Below are 25,531 nucleotides of genomic sequence, written 5' to 3'. Positions count from 1 at the left end.
CAGGATGCCCAGGTGTTTAAAGGACTATTTATTGTATTTGAGTGCAGGTTTATGCCTGAGCACCTCCGCGTCCGTAGCAGACACCGGAATCGGCAACTACACACTGCTCAGCCGCTCAACCGCAGGTCATATGGACGTTCAGCTGGATAAATCACAACGGCTGTGGATACACAATAAACGCGAACTGATCCTGGGGACCTCCGCTCCTGACTACCCTCCTTTCGATTTAACAATCAGCGGCCACGACTATGAGGGGTTCACAGCTGATTATGCGGGGATTCTTGCAAAATCCCTGGGCTTGCCGATCAAGGTCCGTCGCTACCTCGACCGTGAGGCTGCCATCCAGGCACTCGAAAACGGCGAAATCGATCTGCTCGGAACGGCCAATGGTTTTGAAGCAAGGCACTCAAACATCGCGCTTTCTGCACCCTACGCCATTGATCAACCGGTTCTGGTCACTCGGGAGGCGGAAAAACGATCATTAACTGAAGGCCTGGCCGACATGCGCTTAAGCATGGTCTATCACTATCTGCCGCTGGATGAGGTAAAGGCGCTATACCCCAAGGCAATCATTACCGCCTATCCGTCCTACCAGAATGCGATCAGTGCCGTCGCCTTTGACCAGGCAGACGTGTTCCTCGGCGATACCATTTCAACCCACTTCACGATCAACAAGGGTTATCTGAAGAACATACGGATGGCCAACTTCGGCAAACATGAGGCCTATGGGTTCAGCTTCGCTGTGCGCAAGGACGATCAGAACCTGCTGGACATCATCAATGCCGTACTCAAAGGGGTACCTGCGGGCGAGCGGGAAAACATTGCCAAACGATGGAGCGCGGGCAGCGACATCCTTCTGACGGACCACAAACTGCAATTGACCCATCGTGAGGAGCGCTGGCTTGTGCAGCACCCGGTTGTTCGCGTGGTCGTCAATGACGCCTTCGCACCGCTGACGTTCTTTGACGCCGACAAGAGCTTTCGGGGTATTACTGCTGACTTGCTCGAATTGATCAGGCTTCGAACCGGTTTACAGTTCGAGATTCACCGCAGCCGAAGTGACAGCGAGATGATCAGACAGGTTAAAGACAACCAGGCTGACCTGATTGCCGCGATTCTTCCCAGTACCGAACGCGAGGCGCAGCTGAGTTTCACCCGTCCCTACCTGGAAAACTCATTTGTACTACTGACCCGAAAGAGCACCATCAGCCCACTCAGTCTTGAGCAACTGAGTGGCAAGAGCCTTGCAATCACTCAAGGTAATCCGCTCCTCGACTACCTGCGCCGCGAACACCCGACGATCCAGCTGATTGAAACGCCTGACACGTTCAGCGCGGTAGAGTTACTCGCCAAGGGTCAGGTAGAGGGCGCCGTCAACTCATTGGTGATTGCCAACTACTTCATTTCATCGCAAGTGTTCGAGGACGCCTTGCAAATCAGTGCGACTATCGGGACACAGCAAGCCGCGTTTTCACTGGCGACCGCGCGCGGCGCTACCGAACTGAACGCCATCCTCGAAAAAGCCCTGCTAAGCATTGCGCCGGATGAACTGGGAATAATCAACAGTCGCTGGCGCGGCTACACGGGCACCTCCAATAGCACCTGGCGTAACTACCATCGCCTGTTCTATCAACTGGTGATTGGCAGCGGTCTGTTGTTGCTGATTTCACTGGCCTGGAATGCCCACATGCGCAGGCAGATCAAACAACGCCAGGAAGCGGAGCGCGCACTCAATGACCAGTTCGAATTCATGCGCTCGCTGGTCAATGGAACACCTCACCCCCTCTACGTACGCGACCGCGAAGGACTGCTGCAAAGCTGTAATGACAGTTACCTGGAAGCTTTTTGCGCCAAACGCGAGGACGTGATAGGCAAAAACGTCATGCAAGGCGCGATGAGCAATGAGTTCGAGGCCAGGGAATACCAGGCGGATTACCAGCGAGTCGTGGCCGAAGGCGTCCCGCTGATTCTTGATCGCCCCCTGCACATTGGCCGGCAAAAACTGACGATCTATCACTGGATTCTTCCCTATCGAGATTCGACGGGTGAGGTCCAGGGGATCATTGGTGGCTGGATCGACATCAGCGAACGACGGCAGCTTTTTGATGAGCTCAGGTCCGCCAAAGAACAGGCAGACAAGGCGAATCGCGCCAAGAGCACCTTCCTCGCCACCATGAGTCATGAAATCCGCACGCCGATGAACGCGGTAATCGGCATGCTCGAACTGACCTTGAAACGGGCCGATCAGGGTCACCTGGATCGGCCGGCCATTGAGGTGGCCTATAGCTCGGCCAAGGACTTGCTGGAGCTGATTGGCGATATCCTCGATATCGCCCGAATAGAATCCGGCCATTTGAGCCTGGCGCCAGAACGGGTGAACCTCGGCGAAACCGTGGAAGCGGTCGTGCGAGTCTTCGACGGATTGGCCCGGCAAAAAAACCTCAGCCTGGTGCTGGAGTTCCCCACCAGCGCTGAACAACCCGATGTGTTGATAGATCCCCTGCGCTTCAAACAGATACTGTCCAACCTGATCAGCAATGCCATCAAGTTCACCGAGCACGGCCAGGTCAAGATCAAGGTCACGCTGCAACCGGCCCTGGAGCCCGACAGGATGGAAATGGAGTTATCGGTCAATGACACCGGTGTCGGCATCAGCGAAGACGATCAGCGACGGTTGTTCGAACCCTTCAACCAGGCGGACAACACCGGGCACTTGGCCAGAAGCGGCGCGGGTTTGGGCCTGGTGATCAGCCGCAACCTGTGCGAAATGATGGGCGGTTGCGTGCAGTTGACCAGTTCGCCAGGGGTCGGCACTCAGGTCCGGATTTCATTGCGGATGACTGCGCTGCCAGACGCAGTGGTGCCCGACAACCCGCAACCGGTGATCGCGCATACCTCGGTCACCTTGAGCGTGCTGGTGGTCGATGATCATCCCGCCAATCGATTGCTGATGTGCCAGCAGCTCGGCTTTCTGGGGCATCAATCCGTCACGGCCGACAACGGTGAGGCTGGTTTCCAGGCATGGAAAGAAGGCCATTTCGACCTGGTGATTGCGGACTGCAACATGCCACTGATGAATGGCTACGAATTGACCCGTGCCATTCGCCAGACTGAGCACGATGAGCAACGCCCGCCCTGCACCGTGCTTGGCTTCACGGCCAATGCTCAACCAGAAGAAAAACAGCGATGCCGGCAAGCAGGCATGAACGATTGCCTGTTCAAACCCATCGGTCTGACGACACTGAGCCAGCGACTGGAAGCTCTCAAGCCGGTCAGCGAAGATCAGGCGTTTAACCTGGACGGTTTACAGTTACTCACCGGCGGCGATCCAAAACTGGTTCAGCGCTTGCTCGCCGAACTGCTCAACAGCAATCGCCTCGACCGCCAGGAGCTCCTCGCGCTGCCACCTACGAGCGGGCCGCAAGCCTTCATCGATGTGGCGCACAAAATCAAAGGGGCGGCCCGTATCGTCCAGGCATCAAGACTTATCGACGGCTGCGAAGCGCTTGAGCGCATGTGCCATGAAGGCTTCTGTCTGGACCAGCTCGAGGCCCGCAGCAAAGGCATAGAACACGCCATGCTGGAGCTGGAACAGGCGCTGCAACGACAGATCCGTCATCACGCCAACGTGTAAAAACCACGCTGAAACAACTCGTAGCAGCTGCCTTCAGCAACTGCTACGGGCTAGATCAGCATTCGGTCAAACGCAGGAAAATCGCCGCCAACTGCTCGATGCCGGCCTGATCATCAACGGTGAAACGCGCCAGCAAAGGACTGTCCAGGTCCAGCACGCCGATCAACCGACCGTCCTTGACCAGCGGCACCACCAGTTCACTGTTCGAGGCACTGTCGCAGGCAATATGCCCGGCGAACGCGTGCACATCCTCAACCCGTTGAGTGCAAAGAGTTGCCGCCGCTGCACCGCAAACTCCACGGCCGAATGGAATGCGTACACAGGCGATCTGCCCCTGGAACGGTCCGAGCACCAGCTCCTCGTTGCGATTGAGGTAAAAGCCGGCCCAATTCAGGTCATCGAGCTGGTTGTACAAGAACGCCGAAAACTGCGCGGCGTTGGCGATAAAATCGCACTCATCCGCCAGCAACGACTCCAGTTGCGCGCAGAGCAGGCCATAGCCCTCAAGACCTGCGCCGCTCTTTTGCAAATCGATCATGCCTTGTGCTCCAACAACTTCAGTCCGACCCAATACCGGGCAAATTGATAGGCGCAACGTCCGTTGCGATTACCGCGTCCGGTGGCCCAGCGAACCGCAAGAATCTCCAGCTCTTCATCACGTTTCCACTCAAGACCGGCCTTGCCTGCCAACGCTCCCACCCAATGTTCGACCACATTGAGAAAGTGCTCTTGAGTAAATGGATAAAACGACAGCCACAGGCCAAATCGATCCGACAACGCGATCTTGTCTTCGACCGCCTCGTTGGGGTGAAGCTCGCCGTCGACCCTTTTCCAGTTTTCGTTATCGCTCTCTTTTTCCGGGACCAGATGACGACGGTTAGAGGTGGCGTACAACAGCACGTTATCCGGTGCCTGTTCGAGCGATCCATCAAGCACACTTTTGAGCACCCGGTAGTCGCCCTCACCGGCCTCGAAGGACAGATCATCGCAAAACAGCACAAAGCGCTGAGGCAGCCTGGCGACTTGCTCGACGACGCGTGGCAGGTCCGCCAGGTGATCGCGCTCGATCTCGATCAGGCGCAAACCACCCTTGGCGTGCTCAGCCAGCAAGGCCCGCACCAGCGACGATTTACCCGTGCCGCGCGCGCCCCAGAGCAACGCGTGGTTGGCAGGCATGCCGTCGAGAAACTGCCGGGTATTTCGCCCCAACTGCTCCAACTGCTTATCAACCCCGATCAGGTCAGACAGTCGCATGTCCAGGCTGACCTCAAGCGGCAACAAAAAACCGCTGCGCCCCTCACGCTGCCAGCGCGCAGCCAGGCACTGCGTCCAGTCGATGGCAGTACGTGGAGCAGGCAGCAACGGCTCGATACGCGCCAGAACCGCATCGGCGCGTTCAAGAAATGCATTCAATCGAGAATCCACGACTTCTCCTCAGGCACATTCACAGTAATGATGGGGGACAGAAAACCAAACGCAGCGCGCAATGCCGGGAATATCGCGATAATCGCTCACCCGTCAGTCATGCCGAAACCCACTGATGATCGGCTATGCTTCGCCCAGAAGGGAAACGAAAGTGGTTCAGCACACCATGGATATCAAGTTCACCAACCGCCTGTCTTACAAGCAAGCCAAGTTCACAGTGCTGGTCGGTTTCATTCTGGGAACCCTGCTCAGCCTGGTCCAAATAGGCATCGATTATGCCAGCGAAGACGCCTCTATCAACCGGGAAATACTGTCGCTGCTGGAAATCAGCCATAACCCGGCGTCTCGGATCGCCTACAACATCGATGCCGAACTGGCCCAGGAACTGACCCTTGGCCTGCTGCGTTCACCCGCAGTCATCAGTGCGCAACTGAGCGATAACAACAATACGATCCTCGCCAGTGTCAAACGCCCGGAACTGCAAAACGGCAGCTATCGGGCGATCAGCGACTTTCTGTTTGGCGCCAATCGGCAGTTCAAGGACCGCCTGTTCCTCGACCACCTGCCCGATGAATCCCTCGGTACATTGCAACTGGATATCGACACCTACGCGTTTGGCAGCCGCTTTCTGCGCCGGGCCGAAGTCACACTGCTCAACGGCTTTGCCCGCAGTCTGATACTGACCGGGATTCTGCTGGCGCTGTTCTACGTAATGCTCACCAAACCGCTGGTGCGGGTCATCCGCGAACTGAGCAGACGCGACCCACGCAGTGCCGAACAGCCGCCGCTGGAGTGTCCGGTGGCGCACGAAAGCGATGAAATCGGCGTCCTGGTTACGGTGGCCAACCAGCAATTCGAAAACATGACCACCGAGATCCAGCAACGTCGCAACGCCGAAAACCGTCTGACCGACTACCTCGGGCAACTGGAAAATATCGTCTCGGCGCGTACCGGTGAACTGAAAGCGATCAATAGCCGATTGACGGTATCGAACGAAGAATTGGAAATCGCGCGCCAGACCGCTCTGGACATGGCCCAGGCGCGTTCGGTGTTTCTGGCCAACATGAGCCATGAAATCCGTACACCGCTCAATGGCTTGCTGGGCATGATCGCCCTCTCGCTGGACGGTCCGCTGAATGCCGAACAACTCCAGCAACTGTCGATCGCCCACGACTCCGGCAAAGTACTGGTGGAACTGCTCAACGACATTCTCGATTTGTCGAAATTCGACGCCGGCCAGCTTGAGCTGGAACGTATTCCATTCGACCTCGGCTCGCTGATCGAAGACACCGCCAACCTGCTGTCGCAGAACGCGGCGCCCAGCGTCGAACTGACGTGCCTGATTGATCCGCAGTTCCCGTCTCTGGTGCTCGGCGACCCGACGCGGGTTCGGCAGATTGTCAGCAACCTGCTCTCCAATGCCCTTAAATTTACCCGCTTTGGACGAGTGGACGTGCGCCTGAGCACCCACGAAGACGGCGTCAGAATTGAAGTGTGCGACACCGGCATAGGCATCGCACAAGACGCCCAGCTCAAGATATTCCAGCCGTTTACCCAAGCCGGAGCCGGCATCACCCGTCAGTTCGGTGGCACCGGGCTGGGTCTGGCGTTGACCTTCAATCTTTGCGAAGCCATGCAGGGCCGTCTCACCATCAGCTCGGAGCCTGGTTTCGGCAGCCAGTTCTGCGCCGATCTGCCATTGCCCGGGCACACGCCGGCAATCGCCTCCGCCCCCCTGCAAGGCAAGGTCCTGGCAATCACTGCCGCCAGCAGTGGTCTGGCTGAACTGTTAGGTAATCTGCTGCCAGGTTGGGGTCTGGAGTATCAACAACGCACTGTCGACGAGTCCTTGATCGGGTTGTCGCCCGATGTGCTGGTCACCGACTGCCCGGAATGTCTGTTCGGGTTGCGTCCGGGCATGACCGCACCGATTCTACTGGTGACCGCCTACGGCAATTTCATGCCCAGCGAAGAAGCCACTGCCCTCGCCCCGCTGCAGCAACAAGCGCGCCCGCTGGCCCGCAACGCGCTCTACCAGACACTACGACGCACCTTGCAGGCCGACACAGTCGCACTTGTCAGCGATGCTCAACAGCCAAGCGCCATCCCCCTGCGGCGAGCGCGAATCCTTCTGGTGGAAGACAACCCGGTCAATCAGCTCGTGGCCAAAGGCATGCTCAGCAAGTTGGGCTGCAAGGTGACTGTCGCCGCCCACGGCGCCGAGGCGCTCGATCAGCTGGAACTCCATCAGTTTGATCTGGTGCTCATGGACTGCAACATGCCGGTCATGGACGGCTACGAGGCCAGCCGGCAGATCCGTCGCAGTGGACGCTGGCCGGATCTGCCGATCGTTGCCCTGACCGCCAATGCCATGCCCGAGGAGCGCGAACGCTGCCGCGCGGCGGGCATGAACGATTACCTGGCGAAACCGTTCCGTCGCGAGGAACTGGCCGCCCTGCTTGAACAGTGGGTGCCGGCTACGATAACGCCTTGATCTGCCCCAGCAGTTGGTCAAGACCACCGCGCAATTCGCTCAAGCGCTCAAGATCGACACCGCTGTCGCACAGCAGTCGCGCCTTGAGCGGCCCGACCTGTTCGCGCAGGGCAACCCCGGCCGGCGACAGGCTCAAGTGCACTTCTCGCTCATCGCGCACCGAGCGTTGACGCTGGACCAATTGCAACTGCTCAAGACGCTTGAGCAACGGCGTGAGCGTCCCTGAGTCCAGCGACAGCCGCTCGCCAAGGGCCTTGACCGTTGGCTGCTCAGGCGCACTCTGCTGCCACTCCCACAACACCAGCATCACCAGGTATTGCGGATAAGTCAGGCCCAGTTGATCGAGCATCGGCTTATAGCCGCGGATCACTGCTCGGGATGCTGCGTACAGCTTGAAGCAGAGCTGGCTATCGAGCAGCAGCGAATCGGCTGACAAATCATTCATTTGAGCAGGGCTTCAATCTCGCGGGTCAGGTCCTGTGGCTTGGTCGCTGGCGCAAAACGCTTGACCAGCTTGCCATCCTGACCGATCAAAAACTTGGTGAAATTCCACTTGATACCCTGGGAGCCAAGTACACCCGGCGCACGTTTTTTCAGCTGAACAAACAGCGGGTGGGCATCGCTGCCGTTGACGTCGATCTTTTTGAACAGTGGAAAACTCACACCGAAGTTCAGTTCGCAGAACTCGGAAATCGCCCCTTCGTTGCCTGGTTCTTGCTTACCGAACTGGTTGCACGGAAAACCGAGCACCACCAGGCCTTGATCCTTGTAGGTCCGCCACAGTTCTTCGAGACCTTTGTACTGCGGGGTGAAACCGCATTTGCTGGCGGTATTGACCACTAAAACCGCCTTGCCGGCGTAATCGGCCAGGGTCTTTTGCTCACCTTTGATGGTGGTGCAGGGAATACTCAGCAGGGTGTCAGTCATGGCGCATGCTCCGGTGGAAGACGAGGAAGGCACTAAACATAGCGAGCAATTAGATTGTGTGCAATTTAATCAATCAAAAAATCACCGCCCGTAGGGGATCGGGTTATTCGCGCGGCATCAGGTCCAGGCATACCGAATTGATGCAGTAACGCAAACCGGTCGGTGGCGGACCATCCGGGAATACGTGTCCCAGGTGCGCGTCGCATTTGGCGCAGACCACTTCAGTGCGGATCATGCCGTGGCTGATATCGCGGATCTCGACCATGGCACTCTCGCCAATCGGCTCATAGAAGCTCGGCCAGCCGCAGCCTGAATCGAACTTGGCCCTGGAGTCGAACAACGGTTCGTTGCAGCAGATGCAGTGATAGACGCCATCGGTTTTGATGCCGTTGTACTTGCCCGAGAACGGCCGCTCGGTGCCCTTCAGGCGACAAACGTTGTACTGCTCCGGGTCAAGCATCGCACGCCATTCTTCCAGGGTTTTTTCCAACTTTTCCATCGTCATACCTCTGCAACTGAAAAAGCCTGATCTGTACCTTTTCCACGGATCAGGCGGCACGTATGATTGCGCCTCGTTAAACGCCAGTCTGGCAGCCGCGTTACCCGCATTCAAACAGATTTTGGTGCGATGACCCCAGGCGCCAGGCGTGTGTGAAAACACAGGATTCCCAGTACGGTAGTTCAAACAGCGTCTGGATCGTTCATTTTCGGGAACACATCGCCATGCAGGTCAGCAAATCGAACAAGCTCGCCAACGTCTGCTACGACATTCGCGGCCCAGTGCTCAAGCACGCCAAACGCCTGGAAGAGGAAGGCCATCGCATCCTCAAGCTGAACATTGGCAACCCGGCGCCTTTTGGTTTCGAAGCGCCCGATGAAATCCTCCAGGACGTGATCCGCAATCTGCCGACCGCCCAGGGCTACAGCGACTCCAAAGGCCTGTTCAGTGCGCGCAAGGCCGTCATGCAGTACTACCAGCAGAAACAGGTAGAAGGTGTCGGCATCGAAGACATCTACCTGGGCAACGGCGTTTCCGAGCTGATCGTGATGTCGATGCAGGCCCTGCTCAACAACGGCGACGAAGTTCTGGTCCCGGCCCCTGACTACCCGCTGTGGACTGCCGCGGTCAGCCTGGCTGGCGGTAATCCGGTGCACTACCTGTGTGACGAACAAGCCAACTGGTGGCCTGACCTGGCCGATATCAAGGCCAAGATCACCCCGAACACCAAGGCCCTGGTGATCATTAACCCGAACAACCCGACCGGCGCGGTGTATTCCAAAGAAGTCCTGCTGGGCATGCTGGAGCTGGCTCGCCAGCACAACCTGGTGGTGTTCTCCGACGAGATCTACGACAAGATTCTGTACGACGATGCCGTGCACATCTGCACCGCGTCCCTGGCGCCGGACCTGCTGTGCCTGACCTTCAACGGCCTGTCGAAGTCCTATCGGGTTGCCGGTTTCCGCTCCGGCTGGATCGCCATTTCCGGTCCCAAGCATCACGCCCAAAGCTACATCGAAGGCATCGACATACTGGCCAACATGCGCCTGTGCGCCAACGTGCCAAGCCAGCATGCGATCCAGACCGCGCTGGGCGGTTATCAGAGCATCAATGATCTGGTGCTGCCGCAAGGGCGCCTGCTTGAACAACGCAACCGCACCTGGGAACTGCTCAACGACATCCCGGGCGTCAGCTGTGTCAAACCGATGGGCGCGCTCTACGCCTTCCCGCGGATCGACCCTAAAGTCTGCCCGATCCATAACGATGAAAAGTTCGTCCTCGACCTGCTGCTCTCGGAAAAACTGCTGGTGGTCCAGGGCACGGCCTTCAACTGGCCATGGCCGGACCACTTCCGTGTCGTGACCCTGCCACGGGTCGACGACCTGGACATGGCTATCGGTCGGATCGGCAACTTCCTCAAGTCCTATCGCCAGTAAGCGCGATGACGCCGAGGGCCTCTGAAAGACCCTCGGCGATTAATTCAGCAACACATCTCCAACCTCCCACTGCGACAGTGCCTTGAGTTCTGGCGGTTTTACGCGACCGCCGGTTACGCCCAATAGCGGCGGGGCTTGTGAAAACAAAATCCAGCCAAGTATCTCTTCAGGCGACGTCAGAAATGCCCTGCAAGCATCTAGAATCCAGCTGTAGGACACAGTTTGAAATAGTCACCCGGTTGAATAGCCCGGTGTGGCACCTTATATACCCCGCAGTACGCTACATATTTAGCATGAGGAGATTTCTACAACCATGATGCGCATCCTGCTGTTTTTGGCCACTAACCTGGCGGTCGTGCTGATTGCCAGCATCACCCTGAGCCTTTTCGGCTTCAACGGGTTCATGGCGGCCAATGGGGTTGATCTCAACCTCAATCAGCTGCTGATTTTCTGTGCGGTCTTTGGTTTCGCCGGCTCGCTGTTCTCGCTGTTCATCTCCAAGTGGATGGCGAAGATGAGCACCAGCACCCAAATCATCAGCCAGCCGCGCACTCGCCATGAACAATGGCTGCTGCAAACCGTCGAGCAGCTGTCTCGCGAAGCCGGAATAAAAATGCCTGAAGTCGGGATTTTTCCGGCCTACGAGGCCAACGCCTTCGCCACCGGCTGGAACAAGAACGACGCGCTGGTCGCGGTCAGCCAGGGATTGCTCGAGCGCTTCTCGCCCGACGAAGTGAAAGCCGTTCTGGCCCACGAAATCGGCCACGTGGCCAATGGTGACATGGTGACGCTGGCGCTGATTCAGGGCGTGGTGAACACCTTTGTAATGTTCTTCGCACGGATCATCGGTAATTTCGTCGACAAGGTGATCTTCAAGAACGAAGAAGGCCAAGGTATTGCCTACTATGTCGCGACCATCTTCGCCGAACTGGTACTGGGCATCCTGGCCAGCGCGATCGTCATGTGGTTCTCGCGCAAGCGCGAATTCCGTGCAGACGAAGCTGGCGCCCGTCTGGCCGGCACCAGCGCAATGATCGGCGCCCTGCAGCGCCTGCGTTCGGAACAAGGCCTGCCGGTGCACATGCCGGACACCCTGAATGCCTTCGGCATCAACGGTGGCCTCAAGCAAGGGTTCGCTCGCATGTTCATGAGCCACCCGCCGCTGGAAGAGCGTATCGACGCCTTGCGTCGTCGCGGCTGACAGGTTCCGCTGTGATAAAAAAAGGGGCGATCAGATCGCCCCTTTTTTGTGGGCGTTCGGTTTATGGAATATTTGGCACCTTTAACCGATAAACCCGCTCCTCAAGGCGCGTAACGCCCGCCTGGAGGAACTTCCAGCTCTCACCCAGAATGTCCCGCGCCTCACAGAACTCAAGCTGCCAGCGCTCCCCCAGCAACGCCTGTACGTTTTCATCCGTCACGGCAAAGGGCGGCCCGGCCAGCTGCGCCTGATCGTAGTCCATGGTAATCAGCAAACCTTCACAGGCTGCCGGCAAAATCCGGCTCAGGTGCGCTGCGTATTGCTCGCGCATGGGCGGCGGCAAGGCAATCAGCGCCGCCCGATCATAGACGGCCGCACAATCAGGCACATCGTCTGCGCTCAGGCCGAAAAAATCTCCGCACCACAGCGCGACGGAACCGGCCTGATAGATCTTGAAGGCACCTCGTTCGGTGATTTTCGGCGTCAGTTGCTGCTCACGGAAAAATTCTTCCACGGCTTTTTCCGACAACTCGACGCCCAACACCTGATGTCCCTGCCCCGCCAGCCACACGAGATCAAGACTTTTCCCACAGAGCGGCACCAGGACCCCAGAGCCCTTCGTCAGATTCAACTGTGACCAGTAAGACTGCAAATAAGGATTAACTTCTGACTGATGGAAACCGATCTGATTGAGCTCCCAACGCTTTTGCCAAAACTCCGGCTGCATAAATCACCCCGAAAATTCGATCAATATGCCCTAAAACTTATATTAGATTTAGATCAATGATCTGACTGAAGATGAGCTCATCTTAACGCTCAGGACCTTATTCATGTTCCCTAGCCTGTTCATCTCTCACGGTTCACCCATGCTAGCACTGGAGCCCGGCGCCAGTGGCCCGGCGCTGTCCCGCCTGGCCAGCGAGTTGCCGAAACCCAAGGCCATCGTGATTGTTTCCGCACACTGGGAAAGCCAGGACCTTCGCGTCAGCAGCGCTGAGCATCCAGAAACCTGGCACGATTTTGGTGGTTTCCCCGCTGCACTGTTCGCGGTGCAATATCCCGCACCCGGCCAGCCGGAGCTCGCGGCGCAGGTCGCCGGATTACTCAAGGCTGACGGCTTGCCGGCACAGCTCGATAACCAGCGCCCGTTCGATCATGGTGTTTGGGTGCCGCTGTCACTGATGTATCCCCAGGCCGACATTCCGGTGGTGCAAGTGTCGCTGCCAAGTCGTCTCGGCCCTGCCCTGCAAACCCGCGTCGGACGAGCCTTATCGAACCTGCGTGAACAAGGCGTGCTATTGATCGGTTCCGGCAGCATCACGCACAACCTGCGCGAACTGGACTGGCATGCCGGCCCGGAAAGCGTCGAACCCTGGGCCAAGGCCTTTCGCGACTGGGTCATTGAAAAGCTCGCTGCAAACGACGAAGCCGCCCTGCACGATTATCGCCAGCAAGCCCCGAATGCCGTGCGCAGCCATCCCAGCGACGAACACTTGCTGCCGCTGTACTTTGCCCGCGGCGCCGGTGCCGATTTCAGCATCGCCCACCAAGGCTTCACCATGGGTGCATTGGGTATGGACATCTATCGTTTCGGCTGACCGATACACCGAGTCGCCCCCCAGGTCAGACACAAAAAAGCAGGCAAAAAAAATCCCCGAACCAGTCGGGGATTTTTTATGTGCGATCAATCAGCCCGAGAGCGGATCAATCTTCGCGATAGCGACGCAGTTTCAGCTGCTTACCGGCAACGCGAGTGTCCTTCAATTTGGTCAGCAGACGCTCCAGACCATCTTCCGGCAACTCGACCAGGCTGAAGCTGTCACGCACCTGGATACGACCGATTGCTTCGCGAGCCAGACCTCCTTCGTTGAGGATGGCGCCCAGCAGGTTCTTGGCAGCGATACCATCACGCGCACCCAGCGCGGTACGGCAACGAGCACGGCCTTCGGCCAATGGGATCGGAGCACGACGCTCACGGTCACCACGGTCCGGACGATCACCGGTACGCTCTGGACGATCGCCACGCGGTGCATTGTTCGGCACCAGTGGACGTTCTTTCTCGATCGCAGCCAGGGTCAGAGCCTGAGCATTGGTAGCCTTGCGCAGCAGCGCAGCGGCCAGTGCACGCGGGGTGCAACCGATGTCGGCAGTCAGACGATCCAGCAGATCACCGTGAGTCGATTCGGCATCGGCAACCAGCGGCGACAGGCTGTTGGTCAGTTTCTTGATGCGTGCATCGAGAACGGCTTGAGCGTCTGGCAGGCGAACTTCAGCAACCTTTTGACCGGTTACACGCTCGATCACTTGCAGCATGCGGCGCTCACGCGGAGTCACCAGCAGCAGTGCACGACCTTCGCGACCGGCACGGCCAGTACGGCCGATACGGTGAACGTAGGACTCTGGGTCGTACGGCATATCAACGTTGAAAACGTGAGTAATGCGCGGAACGTCCAGACCACGAGCAGCAACGTCGGTCGCCACAACGATGTCCAGACGGCCATCCTTGAGGGATTCGATCACGCGCTCACGCTGGTTCTGAGCAATGTCACCGTTCAGCGCAGCGGCTTTGTAGCCTTTGGCTTCCAGGGCACTGGCCAGGTCCAGGGTCGCTTGCTTGGTACGCACGAACATGATCAGTGCGTCGAAATCTTCCACTTCCAGCAGGCTCAATACAGCCGAGGTCTTCTGGTCAGCGTGAACCAACAGGTGAGCCTGTTCGATCGCGGTAACGGTCTGAGTCTTGGTCTGGATCTTCACGTGCTGCGGATCGCGCAGATGGCGCTCGGCGATGGCACGGATCGACTGTGGCAGGGTGGCTGAGAACAATACGGTCTGACGGGTTGCCGGCAAGGCCTTGAAGATAACTTCGAGGTCGTCCATGAAGCCCAGTTTGAGCATTTCGTCAGCTTCGTCGAGAACCAGGTGGTTCACAGTCGCCAGTACTTTTTCGTCACGACGCAGGTGGTCGCACAGACGGCCCGGAGTGGCGACAACGACCTGTGCGCCATTACGGATTGCTTTCAGTTGCGGGCCCATCGGCGCGCCGCCGTAAACGGCCACAACGGTAACGCCCGGCATTTGCTTGGCGTAGGTTTCGAAAGCGGTTGCTACTTGCAGCGCCAACTCACGGGTTGGCGCCAGGATCAGGGCTTGCGGCTCGCGCTTAGCAGGATCGATGCGATGCAGGATCGGCAGGGCGAACGCAGCGGTTTTACCCGTACCGGTTTGCGCCTGACCAATCATGTCGTGACCGGCCATGATGATCGGGATCGATTGCTGCTGAATAGCCGAAGGCTCTTCGTAGCCAGTCGCGATGACGGCTGCAAGGATATTCGGATTAAGATTAAAAGCGGCGAAGCCGCCGGTTTCCTGGGTCATGGGTCTGCCTCTAAGTGCATCCGCAAAGACCCATGCTCCAAAGCTGCGCATGCCGTGTAAGACTCAAGAGTCGCCCTGGCTGCTTTGTCGGCGGGGATTTGCGAAAACGAATGAATGAAAAAGATTCGTCAAGGAAGAGTCCGCTGTGCGGACGTGCAGCCGAAGCTGACTTCGGGGAATTGCGCTACCTAAACGCGGCCTGGCTAAAGACCGGCGCGCACTATACCGGAATTCGCAAAAAAAGGGAGCTTTATTTGTCGGAAAAAACCCGCATACACCGTTGTGTCACAGGCTTTGCGGATAATCGCGTGACGGTCTATTTTTCAAAGGCCCGGCCCTGTTGGTCATAACGCTTAAACGGTTCATCTTTCAGGCCCTGACCTTCGGTCTGAGCCCCCTTCCCCGCCCGAGGAAATACCCCCATGAATCAACCTGATTGCAGTCGTGTCACCCGTGAACGGCGCGGTCATGTCCTGTTGATCGGGCTGGACCGGGTGACCAAGCGCAATGCGTTTGACCTCGATCTGCTCAATGCGCTGAGCCTGGCCTATGGCGAGTTCGAAGCCGACAGCGAGGCCCGCGTCGCGGTGGTGTTCGGTCATGGCGAGCACTTTACCGCCGGGCTGGACCTGGCGAATGTCAGCGCTGCGCTGGCCGAAGGCTGGCAAGCCCCGACCGGCGGTTGCGACCCGTGGGGGGTGTTCGTCGGACCCAGGGTCAGCAAACCGGTGATTGTTGCGGCTCAGGGCTATTGCCTGACCATCGGCATCGAGCTAATGCTGGCCGCCGATATCAACCTCTGCGCCAGCAACACCCGTTTTGCACAAATGGAAGTGCAGCGCGGCATCTTCCCCTTTGGCGGTGCAACCCTGCGCCTGCATCAGGTGGCCGGTTGGGGCAATGCCATGCGCTGGCTGCTGACCGGAGATGAATTCGATGCCCACGAAGCCTTGCGTCTGGGGTTGGTGCAAGAAGTGATGGCCAGCGAAGACCTGTTACCTCGTGCGATCGAGTTGGCAGAGCGTATTGCCCGGCAGGCGCCGCTGGGGGTTCAGGCGACCTTGCAGTCCGCACGTCAGGCCCATCTGGAGGGCGAATCAGCGGCGGCATTGGGTTTGCCACCGCTGGTCAAGAAACTGCTCAACAGCGAAGACGCCAAGGAAGGTGTGCGGTCGTTGATCGAGAAACGCCCCGGGATCTTCAAAGGGCACTGACACTCTGTAGGAGCTGCCGCAGGCTGCGATCTTTTGGCGTCTTCAAGCGCGCTGAAGATCAAGATCAAAAGAGCGCAGCCTGCGGCAGCTCCTACGGGAGTTTCTTCAGGTCGCCGGGCGAATCGCCTTGATCAGCGACTGCAACGAATAGCCCAACCGTGGCGCCAGCGCTTCGGCGCGGGCGGTCAGGCCTTGCATGTCCAGTTCCTGGTCGAGGTCGGATGGCACGATCAGAATCACGTTGCCCTCCTTCACCGGCAGCTCCCAATAATGCCTATGGTAAAGCCCCCGCAACAACGCTGCGCCCAACGGTTTTCCGTCATCGGTGGCCCATTGATTGATCACCAGCCAGCCGCCCGGATTCAGGCGTTTCTGACAGTTTTCCAGAAAGCCCCAGGCCAAATGACCGACACCCGGACCGACGTCGGTATAAAGATCGACGAATATCAGATCCGCCGGTTCAGCCGTCTGAAGCAACTCAAGGGCATCGCCGATGCGGATATACAGTCGAGGATCGTCGTCCAGCCCCAGGTATTCGATGGCCAGGCGCGGCACGTCCGGGCGCAACTCGATCGCTTCGACGTCTTCCAGCGGTAAAAACTTCAGGCACGCCTGAGTCAATGTGCCCGCACCCAGACCGAGAAACAGCGCACTTTCCGGCTGTTCATGGCACAGCGCACCAATCAGCATCGCGCGGGTGTAGTCGTACTCGAGCCAGCTCGGGTCGGCAGTGAACACGCAGCTCTGCTCGATGGCATCGCCAAATTCGAGAAAACGATAATCCGCCACTTCCAACACCCGGATCATACCGAATTCATCGTGCACCTCGGCGAGCAGATGCTCGACGCGCTCCTCAGTCATTTCGTCTCCTGGTCGTTGTCGGGCTGATCCCCGGCAACGCAATCATTCGTTCCGCTTGGCGCGGCAAAGGCGCGATTGTCCGCCAAGCTTCGGGAACAGGTCACGCACTAATTGCTGATAACATGAACGTCCGACCGTAAAACACTAGAGTCCATGATGAGCCAACCCTGGAGCCCTGACAGCTGGCGCGCCCTGCCGATCCAGCAGCAACCGCACTACCCCGACGCCGCACATCTACGGCAGGTCGAGCAAAGCCTGGCCAGTTATCCGCCACTGGTGTTTGCCGGTGAGGCCCGGGAGTTGCGCCGTCAGTTTGCCGAGGTGACTCAGGGCCGGGCGTTTCTGCTGCAAGGCGGCGATTGTGCGGAAAGCTTCGCCGAGTTCTCGGCGGCGAAAATCCGCGACACCTTCAAAGTCCTGCTGCAAATGGCGATCGTCATGACCTTCGCCGCCGGTTGCCCAGTGGTAAAAGTCGGGCGCATGGCCGGGCAATTCGCCAAGCCGCGTTCGGCCAATGATGAAACCATCAACGGCGTGACGTTGCCGGCTTACCGAGGTGACATCGTCAACGGTATCGGTTTCGACGAAAAGAGCCGCGTGCCGGACCCGGATCGCCTGTTGCAGTCCTATCACCAGTCCACCGCGACCCTGAACCTGCTGCGCGCCTTTGCCCAGGGCGGTTTTGCCGATTTGCATCAAGTGCATAAATGGAACCTGGACTTTATCGCCAACTCGGCGCTGGCCGAAAAGTACAGCCACCTGGCCGACCGCATTGATGAAACCCTGTCCTTCATGCGTGCCTGCGGCATGGACAGCTCGCCGCAACTGCGCGAAACCAGTTTCTTCACCGCCCACGAGGCGTTGCTGCTGAACTATGAAGAGGCCTTCGTGCGCCGCGACAGCCTGACCAACGATTACTACGACTGCTCGGCGCACATGCTATGGATCGGCGACCGTACGCGTCAGCTCGACGGCGCTCATGTCGAGTTCCTGCGCGGGGTGAACAACCCGATCGGGGTCAAGGTCGGCCCGACCATGAACACCGAAGAGCTGATTCGCCTGATCGACGTGCTCAACCCGGACAACGATCCGGGCCGCCTGAACCTGATCGCACGCATGGGCGCGAACAAGGTTGGCGACCATCTGCCACAATTGATCCGTGCGGTGGAACGCGAAGGCAAGAAGGTGCTCTGGAGTTCCGATCCGATGCACGGCAACACCATCAAGGCCAGCAGCGGCTACAAGACCCGGGATTTTGCGCAGATCCTCGGCGAGGTGAAGCAGTTCTTCCAGGTCCACAAAGCTGAAGGCACCTATGCCGGCGGCATTCATATCGAGATGACCGGGCAGAACGTCACCGAATGCATCGGCGGCGCACGACCGATTACCGAAGATGGTTTGTCGGATCGTTACCACACCCACTGCGACCCACGGATGAATGCCGATCAGTCGCTGGAGTTGGCGTTCCTGATTGCCGAGACGCTGAAGCAGGTTCGGCGCTGAGTGTAGGAGCTGCCGCAGGCTGCGATCTTTTGATCTTGTTTTGATTCAAGGCAGCCAAAAGATCGCAGCCTGCGGCAGCTCCTACGAGAGAGACGGTTTATCCGCGAAAAGACCCGCCAATGCCACCCTCAACCGCGCCGCACTGGCCCTTGGGCAATTCAACTGAATCTGTTCCAACCCCAACCAATCGGCCATCTGCCGCAGATTCGCCGCTAACGCCTGCATCCCCGCGTCATCCAGTCCCGGCTCTTCTTCATGCACCGCATGCACCGCTAACCGGCCCAACGCCCGTTCCGCTCGAAGATCAACCCGCGCGGCAATTCGTTCATTGTGCAAAAACGGCAGCACGTAATAGCCATAAACCCGTTTGTCGGGTGGCGTGTAAATTTCCAACCGATAGCGAAAATCGAACAATCGCTCGGTTCGACTACGCTCCCAGATCAACGAATCAAACGGCGAAAGCAACGCACTGACTTCAACCTTGCGCGGCACCTTTGGGACCGGCAGGCAGTACGCCGGTTGCTTCCAGCCCTGTACTTCGCCTATCAGCAACTCGCCATTTTCAACCAGCTCGGCCAGACCATTGCGGCACTCAGCCAGACTCAAACGAAAATAATCGCGCAGATCCTTTTCCGTGCCGACACCCAGCGCGCTGGCTGCGTGCAACAGCAAACCGCGTTGCGCCTCGGTTTCGCCGAGCAGCGGTTGCTGAAGAATCGATTCGGGAATCACCCGCTCCGGTAAATCGTAAAGACGCTCGAAGCCGCGACGCCCCGCCACCGTCACTTCGCCGGCCGCGAACAACCATTCCAGCGCATGCTTTTCAGCGCTCCAGTCCCACCATGGACCGGCCCGCTCCTGGCGTGTCGACAAACTGCCGGCACCGAGCGCACCCAGCTCCTGGACCGAGGCCAGGACGCGGCGAATAGTGTCTTGCTGTTCGCGACCGAAACACGCCAGCTGCTGATAAATCCCCTCGCCTTGCGCCGCACGCTGCATGCGCCAACGCATCAAGGGATACATCGACAGCGGCAACAACGACGCTTCATGCCCCCAGTATTCGAACAACGTGCGACGTCGGCCCTGGCCCCAGGCGGCCTGGTCGAGCAAGTCGGCGGAGTAGTTGCCAAGACGCGAGAACAGCGGAAGATAGTGCGAGCGCACCAGTGCGTTGACCGAATCGATTTGCAGAATGCCCAAGCGTTCGATCAGACGGTTGAGCTGAGCGGGCTTGATCGCCGCTGGCGGCTGACGCCCGGAGAATCCCTGGGCGGCCAGCGCCAGACGCCGAGCCTGTTTGAGAGATAAGGACAGTTCTGCGGGCATGTGCATCTCCTTGTCTGCTCGCAAACTACCTCAGTGTGAAGCTTCTTGTGTAGCGGTTCGGTACTCATTTGTGCATCGGGTCATCCCAGAATGGCCGGACGACTTCATGCTCGACATCGGCACGGCTGAGCCCCATGTCCTTGAGTGCTTCGTCGCTCATGCTGGCCAGCAGTTCACGTTCGCGGTGGACCTCGTACCAGCCGCTGACTTTCTTCCACAAGTGACGCAGTGAGAAACCGTGGAATGAAAACCTGTGCGCCAGTACATAACCTTTTTGACCTTTCATCATCTTGCCCTCCGTTGTAGATGACTGAAGTCTCGCGCCGGAGCTAAGATCAATCCAACGAATGTTTCTTATGCAATACATCTCGGAGATTGATGAATTGAGCCACTACCCGAGTATCGATACGGAAGTCCTGCGCACCTTCGTTGCCATTGCCGATCAGGGTGGTTTCACCCGCGCCGGCGAGTTGGTCAATCGCACGCAATCGGCGGTGAGCATGCAGATGAAACGGCTGGAAGAGGACGTGCTGCAACGCCAGTTGTTTCAGCGCGACGGCCGCCAGGTGAAGCTGACCGCCGAGGGTCAGGTGCTGCTGGGCTATGCCCGGCGAATCCTGAAACTCCACAGCGAAGTGTTCAACACCCTGCGTGAGCCACACATGGTCGGCACAGTGCGCATCGGCACCCCGGATGACTACGTCATGCGATTCCTGCCGGGCATCCTTTCGCGCTTTGCCCAGGCCTACCCGCTGATCCAGATCGAAGTTCACTGCGAGTCGTCCAAGCAACTGCTGCTGCGCCAGGATCTGGACCTGTCGATCGTCACCCGCGAACCCGGCAGCGAGATCGGCCAACTGCTGCGCAAGGAGCGATTTGTCTGGGCACAAGCGCAATGCTTCAGCCCCAACGAGCAGACCCCGCTGCCTCTGGCGATGTTCAACAGTGATTGTTTTTGCAGGATTTGGGCCTGCAATGCGCTGGACGCGTCAGGCCGCGATTACCGCATCGCCTATAACAGCTCGAGTTTGTCAGCACTGATGGCCGTGGTCAGCGCCGGATTGGCCGTCACCGCACAACTGGAAAGCCTGATCCCTGCGGACATGCGCATTCTGGGCGAAGCCGAAGGTCTGCCACTGCTGCCCGAGGCCAGCATCATGCTGGTGCGCAACCTGAACAACCCTTCGCCCATCACTGAATGCCTGGCGGAACACATTGTCGAAGGCTTCAAACTTTAAAGGCGAGCATCACCGCGCAGAGCACCAGAAAGCCGCAGAACAACCCGCGCAGTAAACGCTCTGGCATGGCGTGGGCGATCTTCACGCCCCAACTGATGCTCAGCAACCCGCCCGCCGCCATGGGCAGTGCGATGCTCCAGTTCACTTGATGATGGACCGCATAGGTCACCAGCGTGACACCGGTGCTGGGCAAGGCCAGCGCCAGTGACAACCCTTGAGCCACCACTTGCGTGGTGCCGAACAGGCTGGTGAGCACCGGCGTCGCCACCACCGCACCGCCAACGCCGAACAACCCGCCCATGGTCCCCGATGCTGCGCCCAGCACACCCAACCATGGCCACGAGTAACGCATCTGCGACGCGGCCGGCGCAGTAGCCATGAACATGCGCAGCAGGTTGTAGACCGACAAGGCGATCAGGAACGCCACGAAACCGATGCGCATCACCTGCGCATCAATGCCCACCGCCCAGATCGAGCCGATCCAGGCAAAGCAGAAACCCATCGAGGCCAATGGCAACGCGTGGCGCAGTTCGATGCGATTGCGCTGGTGATAGCGCCATAGCGCCAGCATCACGTTCGGCACCACCATCACCAGCGCCGTGCCTTGGGCAATTTGCTGGTCCAGACCGAACAACACACCCAACGCGGGAATCGCGATCAAACCACCGCCAATCCCGAACACACCGCCTACAGTGCCCAGCGCAGCGCCGAGCACCAGATACATCACTAACTCAATCACTGACGACTCCCCTTCACATCAGGCCTCGCATCCTACGCAGTCGGCACACGCAGGGAAACGCGCAGTAACGTCGAAACCCTGCCGCGTGCGTCCTCGGCCGGCAATAATCGAAAATTATCTGGCGCATTAAAGACTCGACCGCTAAATTCATGACGATGAATGATCAAGGTTTAGACATGAGCACCCAACGCAATACCCCGGACAACTGCGACAACCTGCTGCTGGATAACCAGCTGTGCTTTGCCCTGCACTCAACGTCACTGCTGATGACCAAGGTCTACAAGCCCTTGTTGCAAGCGCTGGGCCTGACCTATCCGCAATACCTGGCAATGATGGTGCTGTGGGAACGCGACGGGCTGACCGTCGGCGAGATCAGCACACGCCTGCTGACCGACCCCGGCTCCCTGACGCCGTTGCTCAAACGCCTGGAAGCGGAAGGCCTGCTGAGCCGCACCCGCAGCCGCGAAGATGAACGCGTGGTGATCGTCGAGCTGACCGAACAAGGTCGCGCCCTTCGGGAAAAAGCCCGTGAGGTTCCACCGTGCATCCTCGGCGCCAGCGGCCAGACCCTGGAGCAGATGCGCAAACTGCAAGCCGATCTGCAGAACCTGCGTAACCACCTGCAAGACAGCCTCTAATCTTCAATACACCACACCACCACTGTGGGAGCGGGCTTGCTCGCGAAAGCGGACTGACATTCAACATTGATGTTGGCTGACACACCGCCTTCGCGAGCAAGCCCGCTCCCACATATTTTTCTCGGCAAACATTTTCAAAAATTTATCTTGCGCACAATATATTAGCGAGCTACATTTATTTCGCACTTACTTAGCGCGCAAACATTTAGCGCAAAACAATCAAACCCGAATGAGGCTCACACCATGCAAACTCTCTATACCGCAGTTGCAACCGCTACCGGTGGCCGTGATGGTCGCGCCGTTTCCAGCGACAACATCCTCGACGTCAAACTCGCCACGCCAAAAGAACTCGGCGGTGCCGGCGGCGCAGCGACCAACCCTGAGCAACTGTTCGCGGCCGGTTACTCCGCTTGCTTCATCGGCGCACTGAAATTCGTTGCCGGCCAGACCAAGCGCAAAATCCCTGATGACGCCTCGATCACCGCTCACGTCGGCATTGGTCAGATTCCCGGTGGTTTCGGTCTGGACATCGACCTGCATGTCAGCTTGCCGGGCCTGGAGCAAGCCGATGCACAAACCCTGGTCGACGCCGCACACCAGGTCTGCCCGTACTCCAACGCCACGCGCGGGAATGTAGACGTTCGCCTGCACGTCACTGTCTGAGTGCTCGCACCCAACAGACGCGCACAAAAAAGCCCGACTCAATGGTCGGGCTTTTTCTTTCCTGCAAAAACGGCGCTTATTTAGCGCGGCCTTTGTAAGAACCGCCTTCGCGGGTATCGATCTCGATCATGTCGCCGATTTCGATGAAGTCAGCAACCGACAGCTCGGTACCGTTCTTCAGTTTGGCAGGCTTCATCACCTTGCCGGAAGTGTCACCGCGAGCGGAACCTTCGGTGTAGTCAACCTGACGCACGATAGTGGTCGGCAGCTCTACGGAAACCAGACGCTCTTCGAAGAAGATCGCTTCGCAAACATCGGTCATGCCTTCTTCAACGAAAGGCAGAACAGCTTCGATGTCTTCAGCGTTCAGCTCGTACATGGTGTAGTCAGTGGTGTCCATGAACGTGTAGGAGTCGCCGCTGATGAACGACAGGGTCGCTTCTTTGCGGTCGAGGATCACGTCGTCGAGTTTGTCGTCGGCGCTGTAAACGATCTCGGTCTTGTAACCGGTCAGCAGGTTTTTCAGCTTGGTCTTCATGATCGCGCTGTTACGACCGGACTTGGTGAATTCAGCTTTCTGAACCAGCCAAGGGTCGTTTTCGAGACGGATCACCATCCCGGGTTTCAGTTCTTTACCAGTTTTCATTGCGAATATCCGAATTTGGATGGGATTTACAAAAATCTAGGCCGCGTATCATATCCAATTTAGATAAAACTGTACCAGCGCCGCAGCAAGATCCGCCTGCGAAGCCTGTTCCAGACACCATGCCTGGGCGTGTTTTTGCAGTTCTGACCAGTGTTCCTGTGCCGCACCCCATGCCTGAGCCATTCCTGCGCCGGTGTTCCAGGCTCGCCATAATCCGACGAGCGCCGCTTTTGCCGCCGGTGAAAGGCCTGCGGTGTACAGCGTCAGAAAGGCTTCGAGCTTGTCCAGGTGGACATCTTCTTCCTGTTGATAAATATGCCACAGCATTGGCCGAGCCGCCCATTGCGCGCGGACGAACGAGTCCTCCCCACGTACCGCGTTGAAATCACAGCTCCACAGCAGCAGGTCGTATTGATCCTGTCGGACGAACGGCAACACCTGCACGGTCAACGCACCCCGCACCTGCAACGCGCCGACACAAAGCCCTTCAACGCCCAGCCAACGCTCGACGTCGCCCAGGATCCGGCCTTCGGGCACCAGCAGATGAGTGGTATGAGTGTCGCCCGCCATGACGTCCAGCCAATCGGCCAACCCGGTATTCTCATAGGCAAATAACGAAATCAGCCGTGCGCCTTCGGCGCGATCGACACCCAGCCCTTGCAGGAATTCGCGCTGCGCCTCGGTACTGCGTTGAAACTGCTCACGCCGCTCCAGCAATCCGCGCTCACGCAGCAAGCCGCCAGTGCCGGCCTGAAACCCCGGGAAGAAGAAGTACTTCTGCACCTGCTTGTACTTCACCGACGGCAAGCCATGACAGCCGACGATCCAGTCTTCGGCACTCAAATAATCGAGGTTCATCCACAGCGGAGCCTTTTCGCGGACCGCCATCGCTTCCATGTAAGCACTTGGCAACTGACAGGCGAACGCAGCGATGACTACATCGGCGGCGTTTGTCGTCGGTTGCCAGTCGGCCGACCAATGGCAGACTTCAACGCCCTGCTGCCACTGTTGAGCAGCACCGATGTCGAGTTCCGGGCACAAGCGTTCGAACGCCCGCAGGTCATCAACCCACAGTCGCACCGCGCAGTGATGCTCGGCGACCAATTGCCTGGCCAGGCGCCAGGTCACGCCGATGTCGCCGTAGTTGTCGACGACCGTGCAGAAAATATCCCAGTCGACTTTCATTCCGGGCTCCGTGGGGCAAAGACCTCAATTGTCCGCATAAATCGTTGCGTGCAGAAGAGCCGACGCCGATTAATCTTCATGCGACAATCGCGTCAGCCCACAACCCTCGCCAGGAGGCAATCATGCCCTACCGTCCACACGTTCGCCGCACGGTGTCTATCACACTCAGTCCGCTGCAACTGATTGCCAGCATTACGGTGGGTTTGTGGCTGGGATTTCTGGCCATCGCACTGACCTGCTGGCTGCTGTCGAAACTGCTGCCCAACGAACAACTCGCCCCGCTCGCCGAAGCAGCACGTCAGATCACTTATCCCAAGCCTGCGGTGGTAGAACCGGCCCCCGAGAATCCGATGTTTGAGCAGTACAAGGAAAACCTGCGCAAACAGGCTCAACAGCAAACGCTCGATCAGGCACGCAGTAACCCCCGCAACCTGTCCAACCCGAAATGCCAGTTCTGGCTGCAACAAGACCAAACCGCGCCCAGCGAAAAAAGCCGCACCAACGTCCTGCAATTCTGCGAATGA

Annotated in this window: 24 protein-coding genes; 11 read left to right on the top strand and 13 right to left on the bottom strand. The window is 58.3% G+C overall.

Annotation, left to right across the window (positions count from 1 at the left end; translation table 11 throughout):
* The first annotated feature begins 4 nt into the window (after positions 1–4).
* Positions 5–3,634, top strand: coding sequence for a transporter substrate-binding domain-containing protein (locus AC1RPZ_RS16785; RefSeq protein WP_493138093.1), 3,630 nt, complete (start codon positions 5–7; stop codon positions 3,632–3,634).
* Between the two features lie 55 nt (positions 3,635–3,689).
* Here AC1RPZ_RS16785 and AC1RPZ_RS16780 read toward each other — a convergent pair whose 3' ends face one another.
* Together AC1RPZ_RS16780 and AC1RPZ_RS16775 are read right to left on the bottom strand one after the other, a co-directional pair.
* Positions 3,690–4,172, bottom strand: coding sequence for a GAF domain-containing protein (locus AC1RPZ_RS16780; RefSeq protein WP_493138092.1), 483 nt, complete (start codon positions 4,170–4,172; stop codon positions 3,690–3,692).
* Positions 4,169–5,059: an ATP-binding protein gene (locus AC1RPZ_RS16775; RefSeq protein WP_493138091.1), complete on the bottom strand. Its 891-nt coding sequence runs from the start codon at positions 5,057–5,059 to the stop codon at positions 4,169–4,171. Before AC1RPZ_RS16775 ends, AC1RPZ_RS16780 begins: the two co-directional genes overlap by 4 nt.
* A gap of 166 nt (positions 5,060–5,225) precedes the next feature.
* Here AC1RPZ_RS16775 and AC1RPZ_RS16770 point away from each other — a divergent pair, with 166 nt between their 5' ends.
* Entirely contained in the window at positions 5,226–7,553 is a 2,328-nt protein-coding gene (locus AC1RPZ_RS16770; RefSeq protein WP_493138142.1) for a hybrid sensor histidine kinase/response regulator, read from the top strand.
* On the opposite strand, the gene AC1RPZ_RS16765 is transcribed toward AC1RPZ_RS16770, so the two are convergent.
* From AC1RPZ_RS16765 to msrB, 3 genes are all read right to left on the bottom strand, one after another.
* Entirely contained in the window at positions 7,537–7,998 is a 462-nt protein-coding gene (locus AC1RPZ_RS16765) for a MarR family winged helix-turn-helix transcriptional regulator (RefSeq protein ID WP_493138090.1), read from the bottom strand. The two genes, AC1RPZ_RS16770 and AC1RPZ_RS16765, sit on opposite strands and share 17 nt — an antisense overlap.
* Positions 7,995–8,480, bottom strand: coding sequence for a glutathione peroxidase (locus tag AC1RPZ_RS16760; RefSeq protein ID WP_262117121.1), 486 nt, complete (start codon positions 8,478–8,480; stop codon positions 7,995–7,997). The genes AC1RPZ_RS16765 and AC1RPZ_RS16760 overlap by 4 nt, the downstream gene beginning before the upstream one ends.
* Before the next feature lie 103 nt (positions 8,481–8,583).
* Positions 8,584–8,979, bottom strand: a complete 396-nt coding sequence (gene msrB, locus AC1RPZ_RS16755) for a peptide-methionine (R)-S-oxide reductase MsrB (protein ID WP_493138089.1) — start codon at positions 8,977–8,979, stop codon at positions 8,584–8,586.
* A gap of 224 nt (positions 8,980–9,203) precedes the next feature.
* Here msrB and AC1RPZ_RS16750 point away from each other — a divergent pair, with 224 nt between their 5' ends.
* Positions 9,204–10,415, top strand: coding sequence for a pyridoxal phosphate-dependent aminotransferase (locus AC1RPZ_RS16750; RefSeq protein WP_489111775.1), 1,212 nt, complete (start codon positions 9,204–9,206; stop codon positions 10,413–10,415).
* Positions 10,416–10,728: 313 nt separating this feature from the next.
* On the top strand, positions 10,729–11,616 hold the full coding sequence (gene htpX / locus AC1RPZ_RS16745) for a protease HtpX (RefSeq protein WP_493138088.1): 888 nt from the start codon (positions 10,729–10,731) through the stop codon (positions 11,614–11,616).
* Positions 11,617–11,677: 61 nt separating this feature from the next.
* Here htpX and AC1RPZ_RS16740 read toward each other — a convergent pair whose 3' ends face one another.
* Positions 11,678–12,343, bottom strand: coding sequence for a thiopurine S-methyltransferase (locus tag AC1RPZ_RS16740; protein WP_493138087.1), 666 nt, complete (start codon positions 12,341–12,343; stop codon positions 11,678–11,680).
* Positions 12,344–12,446: 103 nt separating this feature from the next.
* On the opposite strand from AC1RPZ_RS16740, the gene AC1RPZ_RS16735 reads away from it, so the two are divergent.
* Entirely contained in the window at positions 12,447–13,214 is a 768-nt protein-coding gene (locus tag AC1RPZ_RS16735) for a DODA-type extradiol aromatic ring-opening family dioxygenase (protein ID WP_493138086.1), read from the top strand.
* A gap of 106 nt (positions 13,215–13,320) precedes the next feature.
* Here the strand turns inward: AC1RPZ_RS16735 and AC1RPZ_RS16730 are convergent, their stop codons facing one another.
* Positions 13,321–14,994, bottom strand: coding sequence for a DEAD/DEAH box helicase (locus tag AC1RPZ_RS16730; protein ID WP_493138085.1), 1,674 nt, complete (start codon positions 14,992–14,994; stop codon positions 13,321–13,323).
* Between the two features lie 422 nt (positions 14,995–15,416).
* On the opposite strand from AC1RPZ_RS16730, the gene AC1RPZ_RS16725 reads away from it, so the two are divergent.
* A complete protein-coding gene (locus AC1RPZ_RS16725; protein ID WP_493138084.1) occupies positions 15,417–16,208 on the top strand; it encodes a crotonase/enoyl-CoA hydratase family protein in 792 nt (263 codons plus the stop codon).
* 105 nt (positions 16,209–16,313) lie between these two features.
* On the opposite strand, the gene AC1RPZ_RS16720 is transcribed toward AC1RPZ_RS16725, so the two are convergent.
* Complete coding sequence (locus tag AC1RPZ_RS16720) at positions 16,314–17,069, bottom strand: spermidine synthase (protein WP_493138083.1); 756 nt, start codon at positions 17,067–17,069, stop codon at positions 16,314–16,316.
* A 156-nt stretch (positions 17,070–17,225) separates the two neighbouring features.
* On the opposite strand from AC1RPZ_RS16720, the gene AC1RPZ_RS16715 reads away from it, so the two are divergent.
* Positions 17,226–18,572, top strand: coding sequence for a class II 3-deoxy-7-phosphoheptulonate synthase (locus AC1RPZ_RS16715; protein ID WP_493138082.1), 1,347 nt, complete (start codon positions 17,226–17,228; stop codon positions 18,570–18,572).
* 81 nt (positions 18,573–18,653) lie between these two features.
* Here the strand turns inward: AC1RPZ_RS16715 and AC1RPZ_RS16710 are convergent, their stop codons facing one another.
* Positions 18,654–19,898, bottom strand: a complete 1,245-nt coding sequence (locus tag AC1RPZ_RS16710) for a winged helix-turn-helix domain-containing protein (RefSeq protein WP_493138081.1) — start codon at positions 19,896–19,898, stop codon at positions 18,654–18,656.
* A 64-nt stretch (positions 19,899–19,962) separates the two neighbouring features.
* On the bottom strand, positions 19,963–20,184 hold the full coding sequence (locus tag AC1RPZ_RS16705) for a DUF1127 domain-containing protein (protein ID WP_493138141.1): 222 nt from the start codon (positions 20,182–20,184) through the stop codon (positions 19,963–19,965).
* Between the two features lie 97 nt (positions 20,185–20,281).
* Here AC1RPZ_RS16705 and AC1RPZ_RS16700 point away from each other — a divergent pair, with 97 nt between their 5' ends.
* Positions 20,282–21,136 (top strand): LysR substrate-binding domain-containing protein, encoded by an 855-nt coding sequence (locus AC1RPZ_RS16700; RefSeq protein WP_493138140.1) that lies wholly within the window; start codon positions 20,282–20,284, stop codon positions 21,134–21,136.
* Here AC1RPZ_RS16700 and AC1RPZ_RS16695 read toward each other — a convergent pair.
* Positions 21,126–21,860 carry a sulfite exporter TauE/SafE family protein gene (locus AC1RPZ_RS16695; protein ID WP_493138139.1) on the bottom strand — a complete coding sequence of 245 codons (735 nt, stop codon included), beginning with the start codon at positions 21,858–21,860 and terminating at the stop codon, positions 21,126–21,128. The genes AC1RPZ_RS16700 and AC1RPZ_RS16695 overlap by 11 nt on opposite strands.
* Positions 21,861–22,051: 191 nt before the next feature.
* Here AC1RPZ_RS16695 and AC1RPZ_RS16690 point away from each other — a divergent pair, with 191 nt between their 5' ends.
* Positions 22,052–22,513 carry a MarR family winged helix-turn-helix transcriptional regulator gene (locus AC1RPZ_RS16690; protein ID WP_493138080.1) on the top strand — a complete coding sequence of 154 codons (462 nt, stop codon included), beginning with the start codon at positions 22,052–22,054 and terminating at the stop codon, positions 22,511–22,513.
* Between the two features lie 243 nt (positions 22,514–22,756).
* Entirely contained in the window at positions 22,757–23,176 is a 420-nt protein-coding gene (locus AC1RPZ_RS16685; protein WP_493138079.1) for an organic hydroperoxide resistance protein, read from the top strand.
* Between the two features lie 76 nt (positions 23,177–23,252).
* Here AC1RPZ_RS16685 and AC1RPZ_RS16680 read toward each other — a convergent pair whose 3' ends face one another.
* Complete coding sequence (locus tag AC1RPZ_RS16680) at positions 23,253–23,822, bottom strand: elongation factor P (RefSeq protein ID WP_007899917.1); 570 nt, start codon at positions 23,820–23,822, stop codon at positions 23,253–23,255.
* A gap of 48 nt (positions 23,823–23,870) precedes the next feature.
* Positions 23,871–25,007, bottom strand: a complete 1,137-nt coding sequence (earP, locus tag AC1RPZ_RS16675) for an elongation factor P maturation arginine rhamnosyltransferase EarP (RefSeq protein WP_493138078.1) — start codon at positions 25,005–25,007, stop codon at positions 23,871–23,873.
* 122 nt (positions 25,008–25,129) lie between these two features.
* Here earP and AC1RPZ_RS16670 point away from each other — a divergent pair, with 122 nt between their 5' ends.
* On the top strand, positions 25,130–25,531 hold the full coding sequence (locus AC1RPZ_RS16670; protein WP_493138076.1) for a hypothetical protein: 402 nt from the start codon (positions 25,130–25,132) through the stop codon (positions 25,529–25,531).

This window comes from Pseudomonas sp. GW822-FHT02D10, from assembly GCF_058802345.1.
Note: the sequence above shows the minus strand (reverse complement) of the source record. Positions and strands in the feature narration are given on the sequence as shown.

Bases quoted from the DNA above. Each gene is read 5' to 3' on its own strand.
- AC1RPZ_RS16770 (WP_493138142.1), top strand. From the start codon at position 5,226: ATGGATATCAAGTTCACCAACCGCCTGTCTTACAAGCAAGCCAAGTTC.
- AC1RPZ_RS16785 (WP_493138093.1), top strand. From the start codon at position 5: ATGCCCAGGTGTTTAAAGGACTATTTATTGTATTTGAGTGCAGGTTTA.
- AC1RPZ_RS16760 (WP_262117121.1), bottom strand. From the start codon at position 8,480: ATGACTGACACCCTGCTGAGTATTCCCTGCACCACCATCAAAGGTGAG.
- AC1RPZ_RS16715 (WP_493138082.1), top strand. From the start codon at position 17,226: ATGAGCCAACCCTGGAGCCCTGACAGCTGGCGCGCCCTGCCGATCCAG.
- AC1RPZ_RS16680 (WP_007899917.1), bottom strand. From the start codon at position 23,822: ATGAAAACTGGTAAAGAACTGAAACCCGGGATGGTGATCCGTCTCGAA.
- msrB (WP_493138089.1), bottom strand. From the start codon at position 8,979: ATGGAAAAGTTGGAAAAAACCCTGGAAGAATGGCGTGCGATGCTTGAC.
- AC1RPZ_RS16780 (WP_493138092.1), bottom strand. From the start codon at position 4,172: ATGATCGATTTGCAAAAGAGCGGCGCAGGTCTTGAGGGCTATGGCCTG.
- AC1RPZ_RS16690 (WP_493138080.1), top strand. From the start codon at position 22,052: ATGAGCACCCAACGCAATACCCCGGACAACTGCGACAACCTGCTGCTG.
- AC1RPZ_RS16730 (WP_493138085.1), bottom strand. From the start codon at position 14,994: ATGACCCAGGAAACCGGCGGCTTCGCCGCTTTTAATCTTAATCCGAAT.
- AC1RPZ_RS16710 (WP_493138081.1), bottom strand. From the start codon at position 19,898: ATGCCCGCAGAACTGTCCTTATCTCTCAAACAGGCTCGGCGTCTGGCG.
- AC1RPZ_RS16735 (WP_493138086.1), top strand. From the start codon at position 12,447: ATGTTCCCTAGCCTGTTCATCTCTCACGGTTCACCCATGCTAGCACTG.
- AC1RPZ_RS16685 (WP_493138079.1), top strand. From the start codon at position 22,757: ATGCAAACTCTCTATACCGCAGTTGCAACCGCTACCGGTGGCCGTGAT.
- AC1RPZ_RS16670 (WP_493138076.1), top strand. From the start codon at position 25,130: ATGCCCTACCGTCCACACGTTCGCCGCACGGTGTCTATCACACTCAGT.
- earP (WP_493138078.1), bottom strand. From the start codon at position 25,007: ATGAAAGTCGACTGGGATATTTTCTGCACGGTCGTCGACAACTACGGC.
- AC1RPZ_RS16720 (WP_493138083.1), bottom strand. From the start codon at position 17,069: ATGACTGAGGAGCGCGTCGAGCATCTGCTCGCCGAGGTGCACGATGAA.
- AC1RPZ_RS16705 (WP_493138141.1), bottom strand. From the start codon at position 20,184: ATGAAAGGTCAAAAAGGTTATGTACTGGCGCACAGGTTTTCATTCCAC.
- AC1RPZ_RS16750 (WP_489111775.1), top strand. From the start codon at position 9,204: ATGCAGGTCAGCAAATCGAACAAGCTCGCCAACGTCTGCTACGACATT.
- AC1RPZ_RS16765 (WP_493138090.1), bottom strand. From the start codon at position 7,998: ATGAATGATTTGTCAGCCGATTCGCTGCTGCTCGATAGCCAGCTCTGC.
- AC1RPZ_RS16725 (WP_493138084.1), top strand. From the start codon at position 15,417: ATGAATCAACCTGATTGCAGTCGTGTCACCCGTGAACGGCGCGGTCAT.
- AC1RPZ_RS16740 (WP_493138087.1), bottom strand. From the start codon at position 12,343: ATGCAGCCGGAGTTTTGGCAAAAGCGTTGGGAGCTCAATCAGATCGGT.
- htpX (WP_493138088.1), top strand. From the start codon at position 10,729: ATGATGCGCATCCTGCTGTTTTTGGCCACTAACCTGGCGGTCGTGCTG.
- AC1RPZ_RS16695 (WP_493138139.1), bottom strand. From the start codon at position 21,860: ATGTATCTGGTGCTCGGCGCTGCGCTGGGCACTGTAGGCGGTGTGTTC.